At 55.9% G+C, this 18849-nt stretch carries 14 protein-coding genes; 3 read left to right on the top strand and 11 right to left on the bottom strand.

What is annotated here, in order from left to right:
• Positions 1-6: 6 nt before the first annotated feature.
• From VSQ83_RS12045 to VSQ83_RS12035, 3 genes are all read right to left on the bottom strand, one after another.
• Positions 7-1167: an L-talarate/galactarate dehydratase gene (locus VSQ83_RS12045; RefSeq protein WP_133079475.1), complete on the bottom strand. Its 1161-nt coding sequence runs from the start codon at positions 1165-1167 to the stop codon at positions 7-9.
• A 27-nt stretch (positions 1168-1194) separates the two neighbouring features.
• Positions 1195-2508, bottom strand: a complete 1314-nt coding sequence (locus VSQ83_RS12040; protein WP_133079492.1) for an MFS transporter — start codon at positions 2506-2508, stop codon at positions 1195-1197.
• Positions 2509-2762: 254 nt separating this feature from the next.
• Positions 2763-3815, bottom strand: a complete 1053-nt coding sequence (locus VSQ83_RS12035) for a LacI family DNA-binding transcriptional regulator (RefSeq protein ID WP_037031773.1) — start codon at positions 3813-3815, stop codon at positions 2763-2765.
• A 239-nt stretch (positions 3816-4054) separates the two neighbouring features.
• Here VSQ83_RS12035 and VSQ83_RS12030 point away from each other — a divergent pair, with 239 nt between their 5' ends.
• Both VSQ83_RS12030 and VSQ83_RS12025 read left to right on the top strand, forming a co-directional pair.
• On the top strand, positions 4055-4495 hold the full coding sequence (locus VSQ83_RS12030) for a nuclear transport factor 2 family protein (protein WP_133079474.1): 441 nt from the start codon (positions 4055-4057) through the stop codon (positions 4493-4495).
• A gap of 82 nt (positions 4496-4577) precedes the next feature.
• Entirely contained in the window at positions 4578-5498 is a 921-nt protein-coding gene (locus VSQ83_RS12025) for a LysR family transcriptional regulator (RefSeq protein ID WP_133079473.1), read from the top strand.
• A gap of 92 nt (positions 5499-5590) precedes the next feature.
• Here VSQ83_RS12025 and VSQ83_RS12020 read toward each other — a convergent pair whose 3' ends face one another.
• The 8 genes from VSQ83_RS12020 to VSQ83_RS11985 form a co-directional block, all read right to left on the bottom strand.
• Positions 5591-6694 (bottom strand): alkene reductase, encoded by a 1104-nt coding sequence (locus VSQ83_RS12020; RefSeq protein ID WP_133079472.1) that lies wholly within the window; start codon positions 6692-6694, stop codon positions 5591-5593.
• A gap of 493 nt (positions 6695-7187) precedes the next feature.
• Entirely contained in the window at positions 7188-7910 is a 723-nt protein-coding gene (locus tag VSQ83_RS12015) for a DUF4225 domain-containing protein (RefSeq protein ID WP_257622881.1), read from the bottom strand.
• Positions 7907-8392: an Hcp family type VI secretion system effector gene (locus VSQ83_RS12010; RefSeq protein ID WP_019822546.1), complete on the bottom strand. Its 486-nt coding sequence runs from the start codon at positions 8390-8392 to the stop codon at positions 7907-7909. The genes VSQ83_RS12015 and VSQ83_RS12010 overlap by 4 nt, the downstream gene beginning before the upstream one ends.
• Positions 8393-8701: 309 nt before the next feature.
• Positions 8702-10816 carry an EAL domain-containing response regulator gene (locus tag VSQ83_RS12005; protein ID WP_326426879.1) on the bottom strand — a complete coding sequence of 705 codons (2115 nt, stop codon included), beginning with the start codon at positions 10814-10816 and terminating at the stop codon, positions 8702-8704.
• A 9-nt stretch (positions 10817-10825) separates the two neighbouring features.
• A complete protein-coding gene (locus tag VSQ83_RS12000; RefSeq protein WP_235573437.1) occupies positions 10826-11215 on the bottom strand; it encodes a response regulator in 390 nt (129 codons plus the stop codon).
• Positions 11200-12930, bottom strand: coding sequence for a PAS domain-containing sensor histidine kinase (locus VSQ83_RS11995; RefSeq protein WP_326426878.1), 1731 nt, complete (start codon positions 12928-12930; stop codon positions 11200-11202). Before VSQ83_RS11995 ends, VSQ83_RS12000 begins: the two co-directional genes overlap by 16 nt.
• Positions 12931-13116: 186 nt before the next feature.
• Positions 13117-14616: an MFS transporter gene (locus tag VSQ83_RS11990; RefSeq protein ID WP_326426877.1), complete on the bottom strand. Its 1500-nt coding sequence runs from the start codon at positions 14614-14616 to the stop codon at positions 13117-13119.
• Positions 14617-14863: 247 nt separating this feature from the next.
• Positions 14864-16759: a sigma-54-dependent Fis family transcriptional regulator gene (locus VSQ83_RS11985; protein WP_326426875.1), complete on the bottom strand. Its 1896-nt coding sequence runs from the start codon at positions 16757-16759 to the stop codon at positions 14864-14866.
• Between the two features lie 243 nt (positions 16760-17002).
• Between VSQ83_RS11985 and VSQ83_RS11980 the strand changes: the two genes are divergently transcribed.
• Positions 17003-18826: an NAD(P)/FAD-dependent oxidoreductase gene (locus VSQ83_RS11980; protein WP_326426873.1), complete on the top strand. Its 1824-nt coding sequence runs from the start codon at positions 17003-17005 to the stop codon at positions 18824-18826.
• Positions 18827-18849 lie beyond the last annotated feature (23 nt).

Genomic DNA, 18849 nt, shown 5'->3' with positions numbered 1-18849 from the left:
CGTCAATCAGGGCCGTGCGCCGACCTCGCAGGTTTGAGCGGTCCACGGTTTCACCTGCTCGCTCAGCGTCAGCCCCAGGCCCGGGCGGGTCGGTACCATCATCCGGCCGTCGCGGGTTTCCAGGCGTTCGTTGAACAGCGGCTCCAGCCATTCAAAATGTTCCACCCAAGGCTCGGTCGGATAGGCCGCCGCCAGGTGTACATGCAACTCCATGGCGAAGTGCGGTGCCAACATGAGTCCCGCCTGCTCGGCCATTGAAGCAACCTTCAGGTACGGCGTAATACCGCCTACCCGTGGTGCATCGGGCATCAAGAAGTCCGCACCGCGCAGTTTGATGAATTCGGCATGCTCGGCAACGCTGGTGAGCATTTCACCGGTGGCGATCGGCGTATCGAATTGTTGTGCCAACGCGGCATGACCTTCGGCGTCATAGCAGTCCAGCGGTTCTTCGATCCAGATCAGGTTGTACTCTTCAAACTGACGGCACATGCGCTGGGCCGTCGGCCGATCCCATTGCTGGTTGGCATCAACCATCAGGGGGAAATGCTCACCCAGGTGCTTGCGGACCGTACTGACGCGCTTGATGTCGAGCGCACAGTCCGGCTGCCCGACTTTTAGCTTGATCCCGCCGATGCCTTTCTCACGGGACAGGTCGGTGTTCTTCATCAATTGTTCAAGCGGAGTATGAAGAAAACCACCCGAGGTGTTGTAGCAACGCACCGAATCACGTTGGGCGCCAAGCAATCGGGCCAGTGACAGATTGGCGCGCTTGGCTTTCAAATCCCAGAGCGCCACGTCGAAGGCACCAATGGCCTGGGTCGACATGCCGCTGCGCCCGACCGACGCGCCCGCCCAGCACAGCTTGGTCCACAGTTTGGAAATGTCACTCGGGTTCTCGCCAATCAGGGCCGGTGCGATTTCCTTGGCGTGGGCAAACTGGCCTGGCCCCCCTGCCCGTTTGGAGTAACTGAAGCCAAGGCCGCTGTGACCATCGACCGTTTCGATTTCAGCAAACAGGATGGCGATCTCTGTCATCGGCTTTTGCCGACCGGTCAGCACCTTGGCATCACTGATGGGGTTGGCCAGCGGCAGAATGACCGAAGATACCCGAACCCAGGCAATGCGATCATCGTCGGAGGATTTGACTGGATGTGGTTGTGCGAGCATGGCGCTCTCCTTGAGGGTGAAAAGAGATCAGGTACGAAGGTGTGAGGAAGACGTTACTGGCGTGTCATCAACAGCAGTGGCTGGCGATTCCTGACAGTCATCCAGTTGCAGGCGCTTGAGGGGCCCGACGATAAACAGATAGGAAAACGCGCCCAGCAACCCCATGGCCGCGACATACATCAGCGCCACATCGAAAGAGCCCAGCTGGTTGATCATTACCCCGATGGCAATGGGCGTGACGATGCTGGCCAGGTTGCCGCAGAAGTTGAACATCGCGCCGCTGACCCCCATCGCCTTCGCCGGAGAGACGTCTCCAACGATGCACCAGCCCAGGTTGCCCACGCCCTTGGCAAAGAAGGCAACCGACATCACGAGGATGACCAATGTGATCGATTGGGTGTAGTTGGCGACCATGATGCTGCTGGAGAGCAACAGGCCACAGATGATCGGCGTCTTTCGTGCGGCGGTGAGGCTGAAGCCTTTGCGCAACATCCAGTCCGACCACACACCGCCAATCATGCCGCCCAGGCAGCCGGCGATCGGTGGAATGGCCGCGACCAGGCCGACCTTGAGCATGGTCATGCCTTTGGCTTCGATCAGGTAAGTGGGGAACCAGGTCAGGAAGAACCAGGTAATCGATGTCAGGCAAAACTGCCCCAGGTAGATCCCCGCCATCATTCGGTTGCCACCGATGGCCTTCATGCGCTTCCAGCTGAACGGTGTTTTCACGTCACCGATGGTTGGCAAGCCACCCCCGGCTTCGATGTAGTCGATTTCAGCCTGGTTGGCGCGCTTGTCTTTACGCGGCTCCTGAACCATGCGGAACCACAGGAAGCCAATCAGGATACCGGCGCCCCCCGTCACCCAGAACACGTGCTGCCAACCCCAGGTGCTGACCAGCCAGACCATCAATGGCGTGAACACGGCCAGGGCAAAATACTGCGCAGACTGGAACACCGCCGTCGCCAGGCCCCGCTCATTGCGCGGGAACCACATCACGGTCAGACGGTTGTTTGCCGGAAACGCCGGCGCTTCCGCCACGCCCATCATGAAGCGCAATACAAACAGCGCGAGAAACGCCGAACTGAACAGGTCAACGTAGCCTTGCAGGAAGGTGAACAGCGACCAGATGATCAGGCTCAGCCCCAGGACAAGGCGTGAGCCGAACCGGTCGAGGATGATGCCGCCAGGCAGTTGCATCGAGGTATACGCCCAGCCGAAGGCCGAAAAGGCGATACCCATGGTCATGGCATCAAAACCGAGGTCTGCGCGCATGCTTGGGGCCGCGATAGACAGCGTGGCCCGGTCAACATAGTTGAACACGGTGACGATGAAGATCATCACCAGGATGAGATAGCGGACATTTGTCTTCGCTACCGATTGCGTAGGGTTGATCACTATTATTTTCCTTATTGTGAGTACAGCGTTGAATCTGCGTTGCCCTTACAGCTCCTGATAGCGTGGTGATTGAGCAATGATTGCGCAATCATCCGTAGACTGGAAAAAGGCCCTGTCCAGTAGGGCCTTGGGCGGATATTACACTGATTGCGCAATCATTCAACAGTGACCTTAATCAAAATATGCACATTCCGGGTTCAGGTGCTGGCGCGATCGATGAGGGTGAAACCGGTATCGATTCGCACGGGGTCATGGCTGCCCAGTGGGTGTTCAAAGCGCTCCAGCAGCGCTTGCGCCACCTGCAGGCCAATCTTCTTGCCATCGACGCTGACGGTCGACAATGCCGGGTAAACCTGAGCCGCACTGCTCAAATCCCCGAAGCCCATGACCGCAAGATCAGCAGGCACCTGCATCCCGCGACTGGCGGCTTCAGCCAGCACCCCTTGCGCAACAGTATCCGAGCTGCACACCACGATATCCGGCTGCACTGGGCGCCCAAGCAGGCGTCGCAGCCCTTCCCTGCCGACTTCAAGTGTGGCGGGTGGCGCCAAGACTTCCATAGGCACTTGTTCAATACCCAGGCGTTTCAGTTCGCCAATCAGACTGTTGCAACGGCGCAGGCCACGGGGGTCACTGATTGTGACCACGGAGAAACGCTTATAGCCCTTCTTGACCAAATGGCGTGCGGTCTCCTCCCCCACCTTTTCGTGGGAGAAACCGACGAGCATGTCCAGAGGATCTTCACTCAGGTCCCACGCCTCAACCAGCGGGATGCCCGCCTGCGCCAGCCGCAAACGGCTGGACTCGGTATGGAGTGTGCCGGTCAGGACAATGCCATCCGGGCGCCGCCCGAGCACCGCTTCGAGCAGCCTTTCTTCTTCTTCGGCAGAGTAGCCCGTCAAACCCAGCAAGGTCTGGTAGCCCGCTTGAGTCAAGCGATCCATCAGTGCCTGCACGGTGTCGGCAAAAATCGAGTTGGCAATGGTCGGCAGGAAAATCGCCACCAGTCGGCTTTTATTGCTCGCCAGCCCACCCGCCAGCATGTTCGAGACGTACCCGGTCTGTCGCACGGCTTCACGCACTTTGTCTCGCGTCTGTTCGGTGACCAATTCCGGTCGATGCAGTGCCCTTGAAACAGTCATGGGCGAAACGCCGGCAACCTTGGCAACATCGATCAAGGTAAGGCTGGCCCCCTTCTTGGGTGCTGTGATCGATCGCTCGGTAGCGGGTGCTGCTGGTTTTTTTGCCATGAAGATTTCCGAATCTGAAGCCCAGAAGAGGATGCTACGTGCGATGCATGCTGTTTGCTGGCCGAATTTACCAAAGGCCGGCACATAATCAATCATTTCATCCTTAAGGGATTAAATGATTGGAATAGAACCTGGATTATCTTCCATTCGAACTCTGTCTAGAGTGGCAGCAATACTGTTTGCCGGTTTGGATGACCCGGCAGGCGCAAACCATTCATTAACGACAGAGGCTTCTGATCATGGACATCTATCTCAAAGAACTGTTAGACCGCGAACAAATCCGCAGCCTTAGAACGCTCTACGCGCACTTGCTCGACGGCAATAACATTGCCGCACTCGACCAGGTCTTCTCCGCAGATGCGGTAGTGGAGGTCACTGTCGGCAAGATGGAGGGTATCGAGGCTATACAGTCAGGTCTCAATGACGCGTTCAAATTGTACGATCGAGATCATCGAGAAAATTATCCCTTCATGCATGCGATCACCAACCACTGGGTCCAGCTCACGGGGCCGGATACCGCACAAGGCCGCTGCTACTTGATCGACTTCGAAACGGCCTCAAAACCTGACCCTAACCCGTTGTTGCTGCTTGGTATCTACGCGGATGAGTACACACGTATCGACGGCGAATGGCGCATTACCCACACCCGCCTGGAAGTCGTCTGGCCGGCAGGCAGCTGACTGCGTTAGCAAAGGCATTATCTGTGTATGATCGGACGATAAAACGGGTTAAATCCCATGTATTACAGAACTGGACTCCATAATGACGGACAACACCTTTGACGGTATTCGGGAGTTCGTAGCCGCCGCACAGCTACTCAGTTTTACAGCCGCCGGGCTTGAACTTGGCGTGACCAGCTCCGCAGTGGGAAAAAGCGTGAGCCGCCTGGAAGCGCGACTGGGGGTCAAGCTGTTGCATCGTACAACCCGCCGTTTGACGCTCACTCAAGAAGGAGAAACCTACCTGGCGAGCTGCTTGCGGGTGATGGACGAACTGGCTGAAACCCAGGGCCTGCTGACTACAGGACAGCAAGAACCCATCGGTCGCCTGCGGGTTGATCTGCCTGCGACCTTTGGCCGACGTCACATCCTGCCTACCCTGATCGATATGTCTGTTCGATACCAAAAGCTCGATCTGTCGGTCAGCTTCAGTGAGCGGCTGGTGGATATCGTCAACGATGGCATCGATCTCGTGGTGAGAATCGGAACCTTGAAAGACGATGGGGACATAGTGGCTCGAAAACTGGGCAGCCAATGCTTGTTGATCTGTGCAACGCCAGACTACCTGGCCAGACACGCAGCACCTCAAAATCGAAACGACCTTCTGCAACATGACTGCATCGTAGGCTGGCGTAACGGCACCCGGAAAACCTGGATGTTGATTGATGAAAATGGCCAGACATTTGAGCAAGAGGTGCGCGTCAAACATGAGATAGGGGACGGTGAGATGATGCTGAAGATGACCCTCGCAGGCGGAGGACTCGCCCAACTCCCCACCTGGCTGGTTCAGGACTCAATCGAACAGGGTGCACTGGTTCCTGTTCTTGAACGTTACGCTGGCGCCGAGATGCCCATCCATGTGATCTGGCCACGAACACGGTACATTCAACCGAAGATCAGAATGATCGTTGATGAACTGTTGGCACTGGCCCAGCGGGATCCAATCATTTTCAGGCCCGACTAGGTGTATCCGATGGAGACACCCTGCCAGATGCGGGGCAACACTTCCCGGATGAAACCCGAGAACTGTTGTCCCGCATGCATCATGAATCGTGACTATTCGACAGATTCATACACTGGGTAATCGACATAGCCTTTTTTACCGCTGTTGCCGTAGAACGTTGATCGATCAGGTGTTGCGAGGGGCCAGCCGTTCTTCATTCGCTCCACCAGGTCGGGGTTTGCAATGAACGGGCGACCGAAAGCGATTAAATCCAGCTCCCCGGATTCAAGGGCACGTTCTGCAGACTCGCGATCAAAGCCGCCAGCAGCGATCAACGTACCCCGGAATGTTTCACGAAAACTCCTCGCAAATCCGTCAGGCATGCCCTCCGCACCAATGGTCAACTGATCGCTCAAATGGACGTAGGCGATATCCCGCTGTTGAACCTCGCGGGCGACTTCAACCCAGGTTTGGGCCTCATCGTCGAACGGAGCCATGTCGAAGAGACGGCCAAATGGAGAAATACGCACACCTACTTTGGCGCGGCCTACCTCCTGGGCAACCGCATCGATGGTTTCCAGCAGCAAACGGATTCTGTTCTGAATCGAACCGCCGTAATGGTCTGTGCGATCGTTGACCGTTGGGTTGATGAACTGTTCGAACAAATACCCGTTAGCGCCATGAATTTCGACGCCATCGAAACCGGCTTCCATCGCTTTGCGAGCAGCCTGGACAAAGTCATTCGTGATGCCCGGGATTTCCTCTGTAGACAGCGCTCGCGGAACACTGGCCTGGATCGGACCTGGCTCATATTCCTCGTTGTAGGCATAGGCCAGGGAGTTGGCCGCGTGTTTATGGCTCGATGAAACAGGCGCCCCGCCGTCTGGCTGTAACGTCGTATGGGACACACGGCCCACGTGCCAGAGTTGGGCGAAAATTTTACCGCCTTCTTCATGGACTGCCCGGGTTACGCGCTTCCATCCCTCAACCTGTTCCTGATTGTAAAGACCGGGGTTGAAGAGATAGCCCCGTCCCTGAATAGAAACAGGAACACCTTCACTGACGATAAGGCCGGCGCCAGCTCGCTGGCGGTAGTAAAGCACTGTCAAGTCATCGGGAATGTCATTTAGCGCACGCGCGCGAGTCATCGGAGCCATGACGACGCGATTTTTCAACGTAAGACCGCAAAGCGTGAAGGGCGAAAAAAGAATACTCATGGAGGCCTCTGAAGTGGAGCGCTTCGAAGCGCCGGGAGGAGCCAATATACTCAGTCTCTCCTGTTCGATAATCCACGTTGAATTCCAATCATTGTGGAATGTGGGTCTGAAATCTAATAGGCGTTACGGCAAGCCCAGCTGACGTGGAACGGTTACTCTGAGCGGGACTGATCAGATGTGAGTTTTCTTTCGTGAAAACCAGCGCTTAGGCTCGTATTGAGTGGGAACACAGCATGTGTGCAGGAAAATACTTACAAATGCGATCCATCCAACTGCATCATTATTTTGAAGGATAGGTTTTAGTGCAGGAAAAATAAGATCATATCCATATTTAACGGTACTCATATGAAATGACCCGAAGAAGATAGTCAGAGATAAGCATATAAAAAACCATCTCCATTTGAACCGTTCGCCAGAATAAAATCTCGATAGAAAATATAAGGAAGTGAGTACCGCCAAAGAGAGCACTAGATACACGACTGACGTTACAGTGCTATTTATCATTAGCCTTGTACTCCATGTACATTGATCTGCCTGTAACGCTATCACTAACCCCTTCAAATGCAAGTGCGCTACTGCCCATTGTCTTATACGCCCTTATATAATCAGTGTTGATATATCTAAACAGGCGCCAAGCATCTGGCTTTAATGCCATTCTCACGACGCCATATGCAGAAAGTCCTAAATCAACAGTGCCATAAGCCATATTTCCTTCAAATGCGCCGCCACCGAGTAGCTCGGCACCCTCCTGATAAACTTTCCTGATAGGACCTCGGGTGTCAGAACGGTTTTTTATAAGGTTACGTCCGTTCTCATAGAGGTTATTAGCGCCATGTGCGATCAAGGGGACACCTACTAATAGGCACAACGTACCGGCTGAACCGTAGCAGATGCCTGCTCCTGTTGCGATTTGAAATGCCCCGGCAATAGCTCCCACGCCTTTTTGAGCAATCTCAAATGACTGGCTCAGCAGGCTACTCTGTTCGTTTTTGAGTTCCAGTAGACCCTGCTCAGGGCTTTTTTTACCCTGTGAAACATCATCAACAATGCTTTTGGCATAATAAGCGACTTCGCGGTTGAATTGTAAACGCAGCGTGCCGTCTTTAATGTGTCTTACGCCTAATGTACTGGCTTGGCTTCCAAGTTTTCCAGCTGCGGCACTGACCATCCAATAGTCACAGCTACCAGGCATGCAACTTTCGGGTGTTGGTTTCATTCGTTATTTCCCCACGTGCTATATCCACTGGTACCAGCAACGTGGTGGATCCACGTGATGTCTCGGTAACGGATTGCTACATGTTCTTGTGGCTCGGCGTCGTGCTCCAAAATAGCGTGGGGCATTTCAAGTGTCAGGTTGGCTATAATTCCGCCTGTGATCGAAACAGAATAGAATTTTTCCTGCAGGCCAAAAGAGGACACTCGATAAAAACTGATTGTGCAGTTTATTTCCTCTCTGGATGAGAGTGCTTGAGCTAACAGTGGAGATGATTTGTCAACATTTTTGGTGATAAGAATTGGGCTGTGTGTTGGCTTATCGATATTTCCAATGTTGATCATGTTGTGGGTGTAAGACAACACCATAATTTCGTCGGCATAACCGGTCTGACATTTATTGCCAATAGATTCCTGGGTTGAACAACCTGCTGAAATAAGTCCTTGAGCCTTGCCGGTGATCGTCATGTAACCATGATTAGCCATATATACCGCTCCTTTTAGTCAGCCGAACATCTTATTGCAAGAGTTTCAGGCGCGCCGTAGGACATTTCTTAAAGTCATATCAGAAATATGCCAAATTCTTACCGGCGGCTTGGCTAAATTCCTGACTAGATAACTCTGCGGGTTCATCGCGAAACCGAGATACGCAATTGTTCTATCCAGGAAAAGTCCAGGAGCAGGGCTATCTGCGCAATTCCAAGTATTCTGAAATGTTGAATCTGAATTACAGGTATGAATCATGGATGCGCCCCGCTGGGAGGCGCATTTTTGGATTGCACTGCCTGCAGTGATCTAAGTAAAACACCCGCGCGCGCGCAAGTAAGCTTCTAGCTCAAGAACCGGCAGTGGCTTGCTGAAAAGATAGCCTTGCACCTGATCGCAGCCGTTTTTCTTCAGAAAATCCAGTTGCTCAGGGGTCTCCACACCTTCGGCAATCACTTGCAGGTTGAGGCTATGGGCCAACTCGATAATGGTCCGGGCAATGGCTGCGTCTTGGGGGTTGGTGGTCACTTCGCGGATGAAGGCGATGTCGATCTTCAGTTTGTCGATCGGGAATCGTCGCAGGTACGCGAGGCTTGAATATCCCGTACCGAAATCGTCTATGGAAACTTTGACTCCCAGTTGTTGCAAAGTCTGCAAGCTGGCGATGGTGTGCGAAGTGTTCTCCATGAGCGAGCTTTCCGTCAGTTCGATCTCAAGCCAGTGGGGGTCTATCTGATGGTCGACCAGCGTCTGCTGAATGCTCGCAATGAAATCACTGTCTATGATCTGCTGGCAGGAGACGTTGACCGCCACCTGAATGCCCTCCTCACCTGCCCGTTGCCAATCGGCGATTTGCTTGCACACACGGGTGATCACCCAATTGCCGACCTGGGAAATCAGCCCCAGGTTTTCCAGTATCGGCACGAATACCGCTGGCGAGATATTGCCCTGCCCCGGTTGTTGCCAGCGCAACAAGGCCTCGAGCCCACAGACGCTGCCGTCGACCACACTGATCTTGGGTTGATAAAACAGCTCAAATGTCTGCTGTCTCACCGCTTCACGCAGGGCGGTTTCAATCGCCTGGCGCGTTGAGGCCTCCTCATTCATTTGCGCCGTGTAGTAACGATAATTATCCCTGCCGAGCTTCTTCGCACGGTGCATGGCGGTGTTCGCGTGCCGGATCAACCCATGCGCGTCGTTCCCGTCGGCCGGGTACAGTGCAATACCAATGCTGGCGGTCATCGCCGTGGACTGATCACCCAACTGAAAAGGCTCGCGCAGGGTTTCGCGCATGCGCTCCACGGTTTGCAGGGGATCTGCCTGACCCTCGCGAATCATCAGGATCAGCGCAAACTCGTCACCATCCATGCGCCCCACTGTGTCGCTCACATTAAGGCAGTTGGTCAGTCGCTGCCCCACCTGCGCCAACACGCGATCACCCAGTTGGTGGCCCCAGGTTTCGTTGACGCGACTGAAGTCATCCAGATCAACCGTCACCACTGCCAGCTGCCAATGGCTGAGCGACGCTTGGGTCAGCCCCATTTGCAGGGTGGTAAAAAACAGTTTGCGATTGGGCAGCCCGGTCAACGTGTCGTAATGGGCCATTTTCAACATGCGTTGATCGGCGGCCTTGCGCTCAGTGATGTCATGGGCAATGCCGACGATGATCCAGTCATCGCCTGTCTTGTATGCCTGGCGGTGGACTTCTACCGGAAGGAAACTGCCGTCCTTGCAGCGGATTTGTGTTTCCGTGGCTTCGCTTGGGCCCTTGCCCGCGATGATCTGGTCATACAACATTTCCAGGTGTTCGATGGAGTCATCGCTGAGGTCGGCGGGTGTTTTACCCAGCAGCTCTTGCGCGGTAAAGCCCAGTACCTGGCAGGCCCGTCGGTTGAACTCGATCAAGCGCATGGTGCTGCGATTGATCAGAAATATGGCATCGCCCGAAGCGTCCATCGCCGAGCGAAAGCGCTCAAGGTCGATGGTGCGTTGTTGCAGTTGCTCTTCCAGCATCAGGCTGTGGCTTTTCAAATAATCGCCGAACGCCTTGAGCCTCAAAAGGTTGCGCACCCGCAGCCACAACTCTGCACTTTCCACGGGTTTGCTGAGGAAGTCTTCGGCGCCTGCTTCCAGACCGCAAATACGCGCACTGTGCTCTCCAAGGGCGGACAGCATGATGATCGGGATATTCGACGTGGCCTTGTTCGTCTTGAGCTGGCGGGCAACGTCGAAACCGTCCATGCCCGGCATCATGATGTCGAGCAGGATCAAGTCGGGTGGCTGTTCCTCGACCATGACAAGGGCCTCTTCTCCCGAACTGGCGGCCAGGGTTTGATACCCCTGATTCTCCAGCAGGATCTTCAGCAGTTTTCGGACATGGGGTTCATCATCGACAATCAATAGGGTAGCGGCAGGGTTGGGCATAGGAAGTGCTCAATGAGTGGGCTGCTGAGGCCGATTGCCTTGCAGCAACGTGTCGATGACCCGGTAAAGCTCCTTGTAGCGCAGAGGTTTGATGATGTAGGCATTACACCCCGCCAGCCGTGTTTTTTCTTCGTCTTCCTTCATGGCCATGGCAGTGAGCGCGATCACCGGGATGGCCGCGGTCAGTGCATCGCTCTTGAGCAACGAGGTGGCTTTGAGGCCATCCATTCCCGGTAACTGGATGTCCATCAGAATCAGCGCAGGCTGCAGCTCTCGCGCCAGCTTCAGCCCGGTTTCCGCATCTGCCGCACAAATCACGCTGTGGCCGGCACTGGTCAGCAGCAACCGGGCCAGCCGCATGTTGGCGGCATTGTCTTCGACGATCAGGATCTCGGCCATGGCGCCTCCACAGGGGTTAAACGACGGATCGGCAGCCAGACCACGAATCGTGCTCCGGCCCCTTCCCTGCTGGTCACCGCGACACTGCCGCCATGCAGCTCGGTCAACTGTTTGACCATGGCCAGACCCAGGCCGGTGCCCTCGAATTTACGCGCCAGACTGCTGTCGATTTGACTAAAGGCCTTGAACAACTTGTCCATATTGCCCTGGGCGATACCGATGCCGGTGTCACTCACGCTCAACTCCAGGAACACATCGTAATCGCTGTCCTGAACCTCGAAGCCATGCACGGGCCAATCACCCGCCAGTTTCCCCACGTGTTCACGGGTAACCTGGCGTACCGCCAACGTCACTACGCCCCCTGGCGCGCTGAATTTCACGGCATTGGCCAGCAGGTTGTAGACGATCTGCTTGGTCTTGCGCAGGTCGAGCTCAAAGCTGCCAAGCTCGGCATCGGTGTCGAGTTTCAACTGGATGCGTTGCAGTGCGGCTTTCTCGCGTACGATCAATAAACTGTTGCTCAGCAAACTCTGCAGTTCGACGGGCTCCAGCTCCAGCGCCATCATCCCGGCTTCGACTTTGGACAGGTCGAGGATGTCATTGATCAGCGACAGCAAGTGTTGGCCACTGTTGAAAATGTCGGTGATGTACTCGCGCTGGGTCTCGCTCATGTCACCGACCATGCCGTCCTTGAGCGCCTCCGAAAAACCGATGACGGCGTTCAGCGGCGTGCGCAGTTCATGGGACATGGTGGCGAGAAATTCGGACTTCATGTGGCTGGCGTGTTCGAGCTCGATGTTCTTCTCTTCCAGGGTTCGCTCGAAGCGCTTGCGCTCAGTCACATCTCGGGCAGCAGCGAACACGCCTTGCAACTTGCGGTCGCGGTCGTGAAAGGTCGCCGCGTTATAGGACACAACGGTTTCAGTACCGTTATAAGCGCGCACCGTCAGTTCATAGTCGCTGACCTTGTTTTCACTGAGCACCCGCTTGATGGCAGCGTCGGCGCGTGCCGGATCGGTGAAAAAGTTTTTGCACGGCGCACCAATCAACTCGTCCCGGGTACGCCCCGTGAGCGCCATCATCTGTTTATTGACATCGGAAATGATGCCCTGCGGATCTGTCATCATCAGGGCGTCGATGTTCGACTCGATCAACGAGCGCGTATAAAACTGCTGGTCGCGTAAACGCTGATCCAGCAAGGTCTGGGTCGCTTCTTCTTGTTTGCGCGCCGTGTTGTCGGTGCCGATCAGCAAGTAACCGATGATGGTTTCTGCGCTGTCGCGCAATGAGGTGACCGACACCATTGCAGAGAGGCGGCTGCCATCCTTGCGGATATAGGTCAGCTCATAAATGTCCTCAATCCCGCGAGAGGCCTTGAATACCAGCGCTTCGAAGCCAGGAGTGATCGGTGTATTGAGCTCAAGGCTCAAGGCGGCTGCGCGGGCAATCAATTCCGCAGGGTCGGAGATATCTGCCGGAGTGATCCGGTTGACCACGTCTTCGGACTGATAACCGAGCATGCGTTCGGCGCCGACATTGAAGATCTGGATGACGCCTTTTTCATCGGTAGCGATACTGGAAAAGTAGGCACTGTTGAAGATTGCGTCTTGAAGGGCGCCGGTTTTGAGCAGGGTTTTCTGCCGGCGAAACTCGACAAGTTTCTCTGCCCGGGACAGGGGCTCGGTGGGCGGACGGTCTACAGGCGGAGTGTCCATTGATTCGTTTCCCGTTAACTCGCGAACCTGACCGTGATCACGGTGCCGTAAAGCGTGCTTACGGAAATCGCCCAAATGAGCGACTAAAGGCTTTTACACCATAGCAGAGGTGCTGGAGTAAGCGTAAACAGGGAAGCTTTTGTTCACGTGCAGGCGAGTTTTTCAACTGCCTGCACGGGAATGACCCTATTGGCTTTTGTGGTGCTTCAACACAAACCAGACCAACAGGCTCAATGCGCCGACGAGTGCAGCCGCCGTCAGCAAAACCACACTGTGAGAGGCGCTGAAAGCCTTTTGCCCCGCTGCAGCAAGCTGCTGACCTTGAATGCCTCCAAGTGCTTTTGCCGCAATCATCGTTTCACCAATAGACCGCACGGCTGTCTCGGCAATGGCAGATGGAATGCCCTCAGGCAGCTGTATGGATTTTTCATAAGTGGATACGAGAAGAATACCGAAAACGGTAATGCCCAGTCCGGTGCCAAGGTCGTAACTCGTGGCTTCAAGGGCCCCCGCAGAGCCCGCTTTCTCCATTGGAATGCTGTTCATGATCGCCACTGACGAGGCGGTTAAACCAATGCTGAGGGAAAGCCCCAGAGCCACCAGCATCACAATAACGGCCACCCCGCCGCTGCCCAGGTGTATTTGGGCCAACCCCACAAGACTGGCCGCAGACACCAGCAACGAGCAACTCGCAACCCACCTCAGGCCAATCGCCCGAAGGATGACGCCTGCAAGAGGCCCTCCGATTGCAGCCGCAATCATGAGCGGCATCATGAAAATACCGGCCTCCAGGGGGGTACGCCCCATGACGAACTGCAGTTCTTGAGCCAGCAGCAATTCGAACCCGGCAAGCGCACCCATGGTGACGAGAGCCATGACGATACCGGTGCTGACCGCCGGAATGGAAAAAAGGCTCAGATCAAGCATCGGCGTCGAGGTATTAAGTTGCTTGCGTACAAACCAGACAAGCATCAGCGCTCCGAATACAAAACAGGCACCGGTAACGAATAGAGAGCTGTTGGTTTTGAAGCCCGACTTGAGGGCGTAAACACTTGCCATGACACCCAGGATCAGAATCACGGACTGTCCGATGGTCCAGTTTCCATCGCCGACCACACTTCGTCGCGGAATGTAGGCGATCACTAAGGGTATGACCAGCAGCATCACGGGCACATTGATCAGGAAGACCGACCCCCACCAGAAATGCTCAAGCAGTGCGCCACCCACCAAGGGCCCGATGGCGGCTCCGGTGGAAGCAACAGCGCCCCAGATACCCAGCGCCACTGCTTGATCGCTCTGATCTTCAAACGTTTGTCGAATAATCGCGAGGACACTGGGCATGACCATGGCGCCGCCGAATGCCATGAACGCCCGGGCCCCGATCAACGATCCAACGTTCGGAGAAAAGGCGGCCAATACGGAACCGGCGCAGAAGATACCCAGTCCAGCCAGCAGCATTCGGCGATGGCCGACCCTGTCCGCCAGCGTACCCATGGGAATCAGCAGGCTGGCCATCAACAACGGGTAGATGTCGATGATCCACAGAATCTCGGTACCCGTTGCTTGCAACGCAAGGGTCAGTGACGGAACTGCGACATGAAGAATGGTGTAATCCAGGACAATCGGCATGAAAGCCAGAATGACCGACATGAGGACTAACCAACGGTTTGAATTGCCATTAGACACAATAAAGAGACCTTTTTTACCGGGATCCCGGCTTTCAAACGCTTGTCAGCCATTTGAATCCGTTGTTGTTACCACGCTTGCGCCCCAAGGCTGCGCCGCGATGCTAACCGATATCCCCCCGCTTTCCCGCCGTGCAAATGTGAAGCTTTGTGAAGTCGCAGGTTTGAACCAGGACGATCCTTTCCCGCCCTGTAAACCTCGGTCAAATACTGCCAGGGCGAGGACACTCGACGATCTCGCTCTGCACTCAACCGGGTCGTGAAATACCGTGCTGGCGCAGTTTGCGATAGAGCGTATTGCGGCTAATCCCCAGGCGGGCGGCAACATGGGCGATGTGCCAATGTTCTGCCTCGATCAACGCCAGCAGCGTCTGGCGTTCGCAGACTTCCAGTGGGTTTTCGCCCGGCGCGGCCGTGGCGGGCGTTGTTGGCAGTAACTCCTCCAGGTCCTCCAAAGTAATGCGCCCCTCAGACGACAACGCGACCAGTGTGCGCAGATACGTACGCAGTTGCCGTACGTTGCCCGGCCAGGGCTGAGTCAGCAAACGCTCTCTGACACCTGCTTCCAGGCGAACCCTTGCGCCTTTTGCCTCTTCACGCAGCAGAAGGTCGAGCAAACTGCCCTTGTCTGAACGCTCGCGCAGCGGCGGAAGTTGCACGGTAAACCCGGCAACCCGGTAGAAAAGATCTTCGCGAAAGCGCCCTTGCGCCACACAGGCTTGCAGATCCTGGTGGCTGGCACTGACAAGACGGACATCGAGCGCACGTGCCGTCGCACCACCGAGCGGCACCACCTGACGCTCTTCAAGCACCCGCAGCAGGCGAGTCTGTAACGCCAGTGGCATATCGGCGATTTCATCGAGAAAAAGAATGCCGCCATGGGCCTGCTCCAGCTTGCCGATCATCCCGTCCTTGCGTGCCCCGGTGAAGCTGCCGCCGCGATAGCCAAACAGCTCGCTCTCGATCAGCGTCTCGGGGATGGCCGCGCAGTTGATCGCCACAAACGGCTGGTTCCTTCTGGAGCTGGCTCGATGCAGCGCCGCAGCAAAAGCCTCTTTGCCAGTTCCGGTTTCACCCTGTAAAAAAACCGGCACATCATGCTCTATAACACGCAGTGCGCGAGCAATGCCGCGTTGCAGGCGCGGGTCTTCTAGGCATACATGCACGTCATTGATTGTTTGAGGGGCAGGCGTGACTGAAGGCGCAGGGCGAACAGGCTCTCGCAACTGTACGTAAACCAGGCGCCCGTCCATCAGTCGCAAAGGCCAACAAACACTCGGTTGTGAACTGGCCTGACTGATCACCTGATCGACAGGTGTTTGCAGCAACATCGCCAGAGATTGCCCGACCACCTGGTCCCGGCTCAGGCCCAGAAGATCCAGCGCGCAATGATTGACTGAACAGATAGTCGCACTTTCATCGAAGCTGAGCAGGCCTTCACCCAGCAGCCCGACGAAGCCCGCCTCGGGATGGAAGCGCAGCAAATAGCGTTGAGGGTCATGCCCCAGGAAATAACAGCTCTCGATCAGATTGGCTGACAGTTGGGTCAACGCCATGGCTCTGAAGTAGTGCTGCTGGCTGTGATTATCCCGAACAGAAGAGAGGTTGAGCACGGCCAGCAACTCTCCATTCGCATCAAATACAGGGCTCGCCGAACAGCTCAGACCAACGTGCTTGCTACGAAAATGCTCATCACGACGGATGGTGACCTGTTGTTGCTCGACCAGGCAGGTGCCCACACCGTTGGTGCCTTCGCAATCTTCACTCCAGACCGAGCCGAGCCACAGTCCGGCGCGCTGGAAATCGGCTCGTTCGGACTCGTTGCACACACTGTCGATTGCCACACCGCGAGCATCGGTGAGCAGCACCACGTGGCCATCGCGTCCGAGCTGTTGGTGCAAGTGGTTCATCTGCCAGTGCGCTACAGCAATGATGTGTTCCAGGGGGGCGCGATGATCCTGCAAGCGCGGCTGTTCAACCACATGAGGGGCCCGGCGACTGGCGGGATCGAGCTGATACTGATCCAGGCACCGACGCCAGGATCGGGTGATGGCCAGGTCATTAACAGGGGCTTGGTGGGTGTGAGTACCCTGCACGGCTTGAAGCACTAGTTGTGCATGGTCGTTGATCAAGGCCGGCTTCATTATTCTTGTTCTCCCTTACGGTTGGAGCACGGGTCTGTTCGCAGCTTATATGAAAAGAACGCAATGAGCGCTTTATGCACCGAGTGACACTTTGTCATCCACCCTTCACGAATTCGTGACAGATCTGCGAATCAACACTTCAGCAATACCGCAGCAAGAGCTCTGCAATGGGGCTTTTGCGAAGGTGGCCCGAGCCTTGCTCTGGAGCAGGTTGTACAAAAACAACAAGATCGGAGAAGCCCAATGAACATTGCTGTTGAAAAACCGCTGCACACGCCGACTGCTCAGCTCGCGGCCTGGGTCGGAAACCTCGGTGAACGGCTCGCCCGGCGTGATGTGGACGGCGCTCTGGAGCTGTTTGGCGAAGAGTGTCACTGGCGTGACCTGCTACTGTTCAGCTGGAACCTGGTGACCCTGGAAGGCAAGCCGGCCATCCGCGACATGCTCGAAACACGCCTGGAGCAGACGCGTCCTCAACAATTGAAACTGGAAGGTGAGGCGACGCTCAGTAACGGAGTACTCGAAGGCTGGATCAGCCTGGAAACCGATGCGGGACGGGGCAAAGGCTATGTTCGTCTGAAAGAGGGCCTGTGCTGGACGCTGCTGACCACCATGCGCGAGCTCAAGGGTTTTGAAGAACCGAGCGGGCGCCGCCGTCCAAAGGGGGCCAATCATGACCACGACCATCCTGACAAACGCAACTGGCTGGAACGCCGTCGTGATGAAGAGGCCTCGTTAGGCATCACCACCCAACCTTACTGCCTGATCGTGGGCGGCGGTCAGGGCGGGTTGGGACTCGCAGCGCGGCTCAAGCGCATGGGTGTGCCTACTTTGATCGTCGACAAAGCCGAGCGCCCGGGTGATCAGTGGCGCAGTCGCTACAAGTCGCTGTGCCTGCACGACCCTGTCTGGTACGACCACATGCCTTACCTGCCCTTCCCCGACCACTGGCCCGTCTTCACCCCCAAAGACCAGATTGGCGACTGGCTGGAAATGTACACCAAAGTCATGGAACTCAATTATTGGCCGCGCACAGAATGCGAGAGCGCAAGCTTTGACGAGCAAAGCGGTACCTGGACGGTTCAAGTGCTGCGCGACGGCGAGCGCATGACTTTACAGCCTGCCCAGTTGATCCTTGCCACCGGCATGTCTGGCGTGCCCAATGTCCCGCAATACCCGGGTGCCGAAACGTTCCGTGGCCAGCAGCATCATTCCAGCCGACACCCCGGCGCAGACGCCTGGCGCGGCAAGCACGCGGTGGTCATAGGGGCCAACAACTCGGCACACGATATCTGCGCCGACCTGGTGGAGAACGGTGCACAGGTGACCATGGTGCAACGCTCCAGCACCCACATCGTGCGTTCCGACAGTCTGATGGATCTCGTCTTCGGCGGGCTCTACTCCGAAGACGCCCTGGAAACGGGTTTGACCACGGACAAGGCTGATCTGCTGTTCGCTTCGATCCCCTACAAGGTCATGCCGGGCTTTCATAAACCCATCTTCGATGCGATCAAGGAACGTGACAAAGACTTCTACGAGCGCTTGGCCAAAGTCGGTTTCATGCTCGATTTCGGTGACGACGAGTCTGGCCTTTTCATGAAGTATGTTCGCCGTGGTTCTGGTTACTACATCGACGTCGGCGCCTGCGAGTTGATCGCCAATGGCACGATCAAGCTCAAGAGCGCACCCGGCCTGGGTGTCGAGCGTATCGAAGCAGACGCCGTCATCCTCAACGATGGCACCCGGCTACCGGCAGATCTGATCGTTTATGCCACGGGCTATGGCTCAATGAACGGTTGGGCGGCGAAGCTGATTTCCCAGGAAGTCGCTGACAAGGTCGGCCGCTGCTGGGGCTTGGGTTCCGGCACCACGAATGATCCGGGCCCTTACGAGGGTGAACTGCGCAACATGTGGAAGCCGACACAGCAGCAAAACCTCTGGTTTCATGGTGGCAACCTGCATCAGTCACGGCATTATTCGCTGTATCTGGCCCTGCAGTTAAAAGCGCGCTTCGAAGGTATCGACGCATCCGTCTATAACCTTGCCAAGAGCCACCATACTGGCTGAGTCACATGGCGCCTGGCCCTTGG

It is taken from the genome of Pseudomonas sp. DSV-1 (assembly GCF_035830915.1).
Taxonomy (GTDB): domain Bacteria; phylum Pseudomonadota; class Gammaproteobacteria; order Pseudomonadales; family Pseudomonadaceae; genus Aquipseudomonas.
The sequence above is the reverse complement of the archived record's forward strand: the minus strand, read 5'-3'. Positions and strand labels throughout refer to the sequence as shown.

Coding starts and splice junctions, on each gene's coding strand:
- VSQ83_RS11995 (WP_326426878.1), bottom strand. CDS start 12,930: ATGGACACTCCGCCTGTAGACCGTCCGCCCACCGAGCCCCTGTCCCGG.
- VSQ83_RS12025 (WP_133079473.1), top strand. CDS start 4,578: ATGACGGACAACACCTTTGACGGTATTCGGGAGTTCGTAGCCGCCGCA.
- VSQ83_RS12015 (WP_257622881.1), bottom strand. CDS start 7,910: ATGAAACCAACACCCGAAAGTTGCATGCCTGGTAGCTGTGACTATTGG.
- VSQ83_RS12010 (WP_019822546.1), bottom strand. CDS start 8,392: ATGGCTAATCATGGTTACATGACGATCACCGGCAAGGCTCAAGGACTT.
- VSQ83_RS12000 (WP_235573437.1), bottom strand. CDS start 11,215: ATGGCCGAGATCCTGATCGTCGAAGACAATGCCGCCAACATGCGGCTG.
- VSQ83_RS12030 (WP_133079474.1), top strand. CDS start 4,055: ATGGACATCTATCTCAAAGAACTGTTAGACCGCGAACAAATCCGCAGC.
- VSQ83_RS12035 (WP_037031773.1), bottom strand. CDS start 3,815: ATGGCAAAAAAACCAGCAGCACCCGCTACCGAGCGATCGATCACAGCA.
- VSQ83_RS12045 (WP_133079475.1), bottom strand. CDS start 1,167: ATGCTCGCACAACCACATCCAGTCAAATCCTCCGACGATGATCGCATT.
- VSQ83_RS11985 (WP_326426875.1), bottom strand. CDS start 16,759: ATGAAGCCGGCCTTGATCAACGACCATGCACAACTAGTGCTTCAAGCC.
- VSQ83_RS12005 (WP_326426879.1), bottom strand. CDS start 10,816: ATGCCCAACCCTGCCGCTACCCTATTGATTGTCGATGATGAACCCCAT.
- VSQ83_RS12040 (WP_133079492.1), bottom strand. CDS start 2,508: ATGATCTTCATCGTCACCGTGTTCAACTATGTTGACCGGGCCACGCTG.
- VSQ83_RS11980 (WP_326426873.1), top strand. CDS start 17,003: ATGAACATTGCTGTTGAAAAACCGCTGCACACGCCGACTGCTCAGCTC.
- VSQ83_RS12020 (WP_133079472.1), bottom strand. CDS start 6,694: ATGAGTATTCTTTTTTCGCCCTTCACGCTTTGCGGTCTTACGTTGAAA.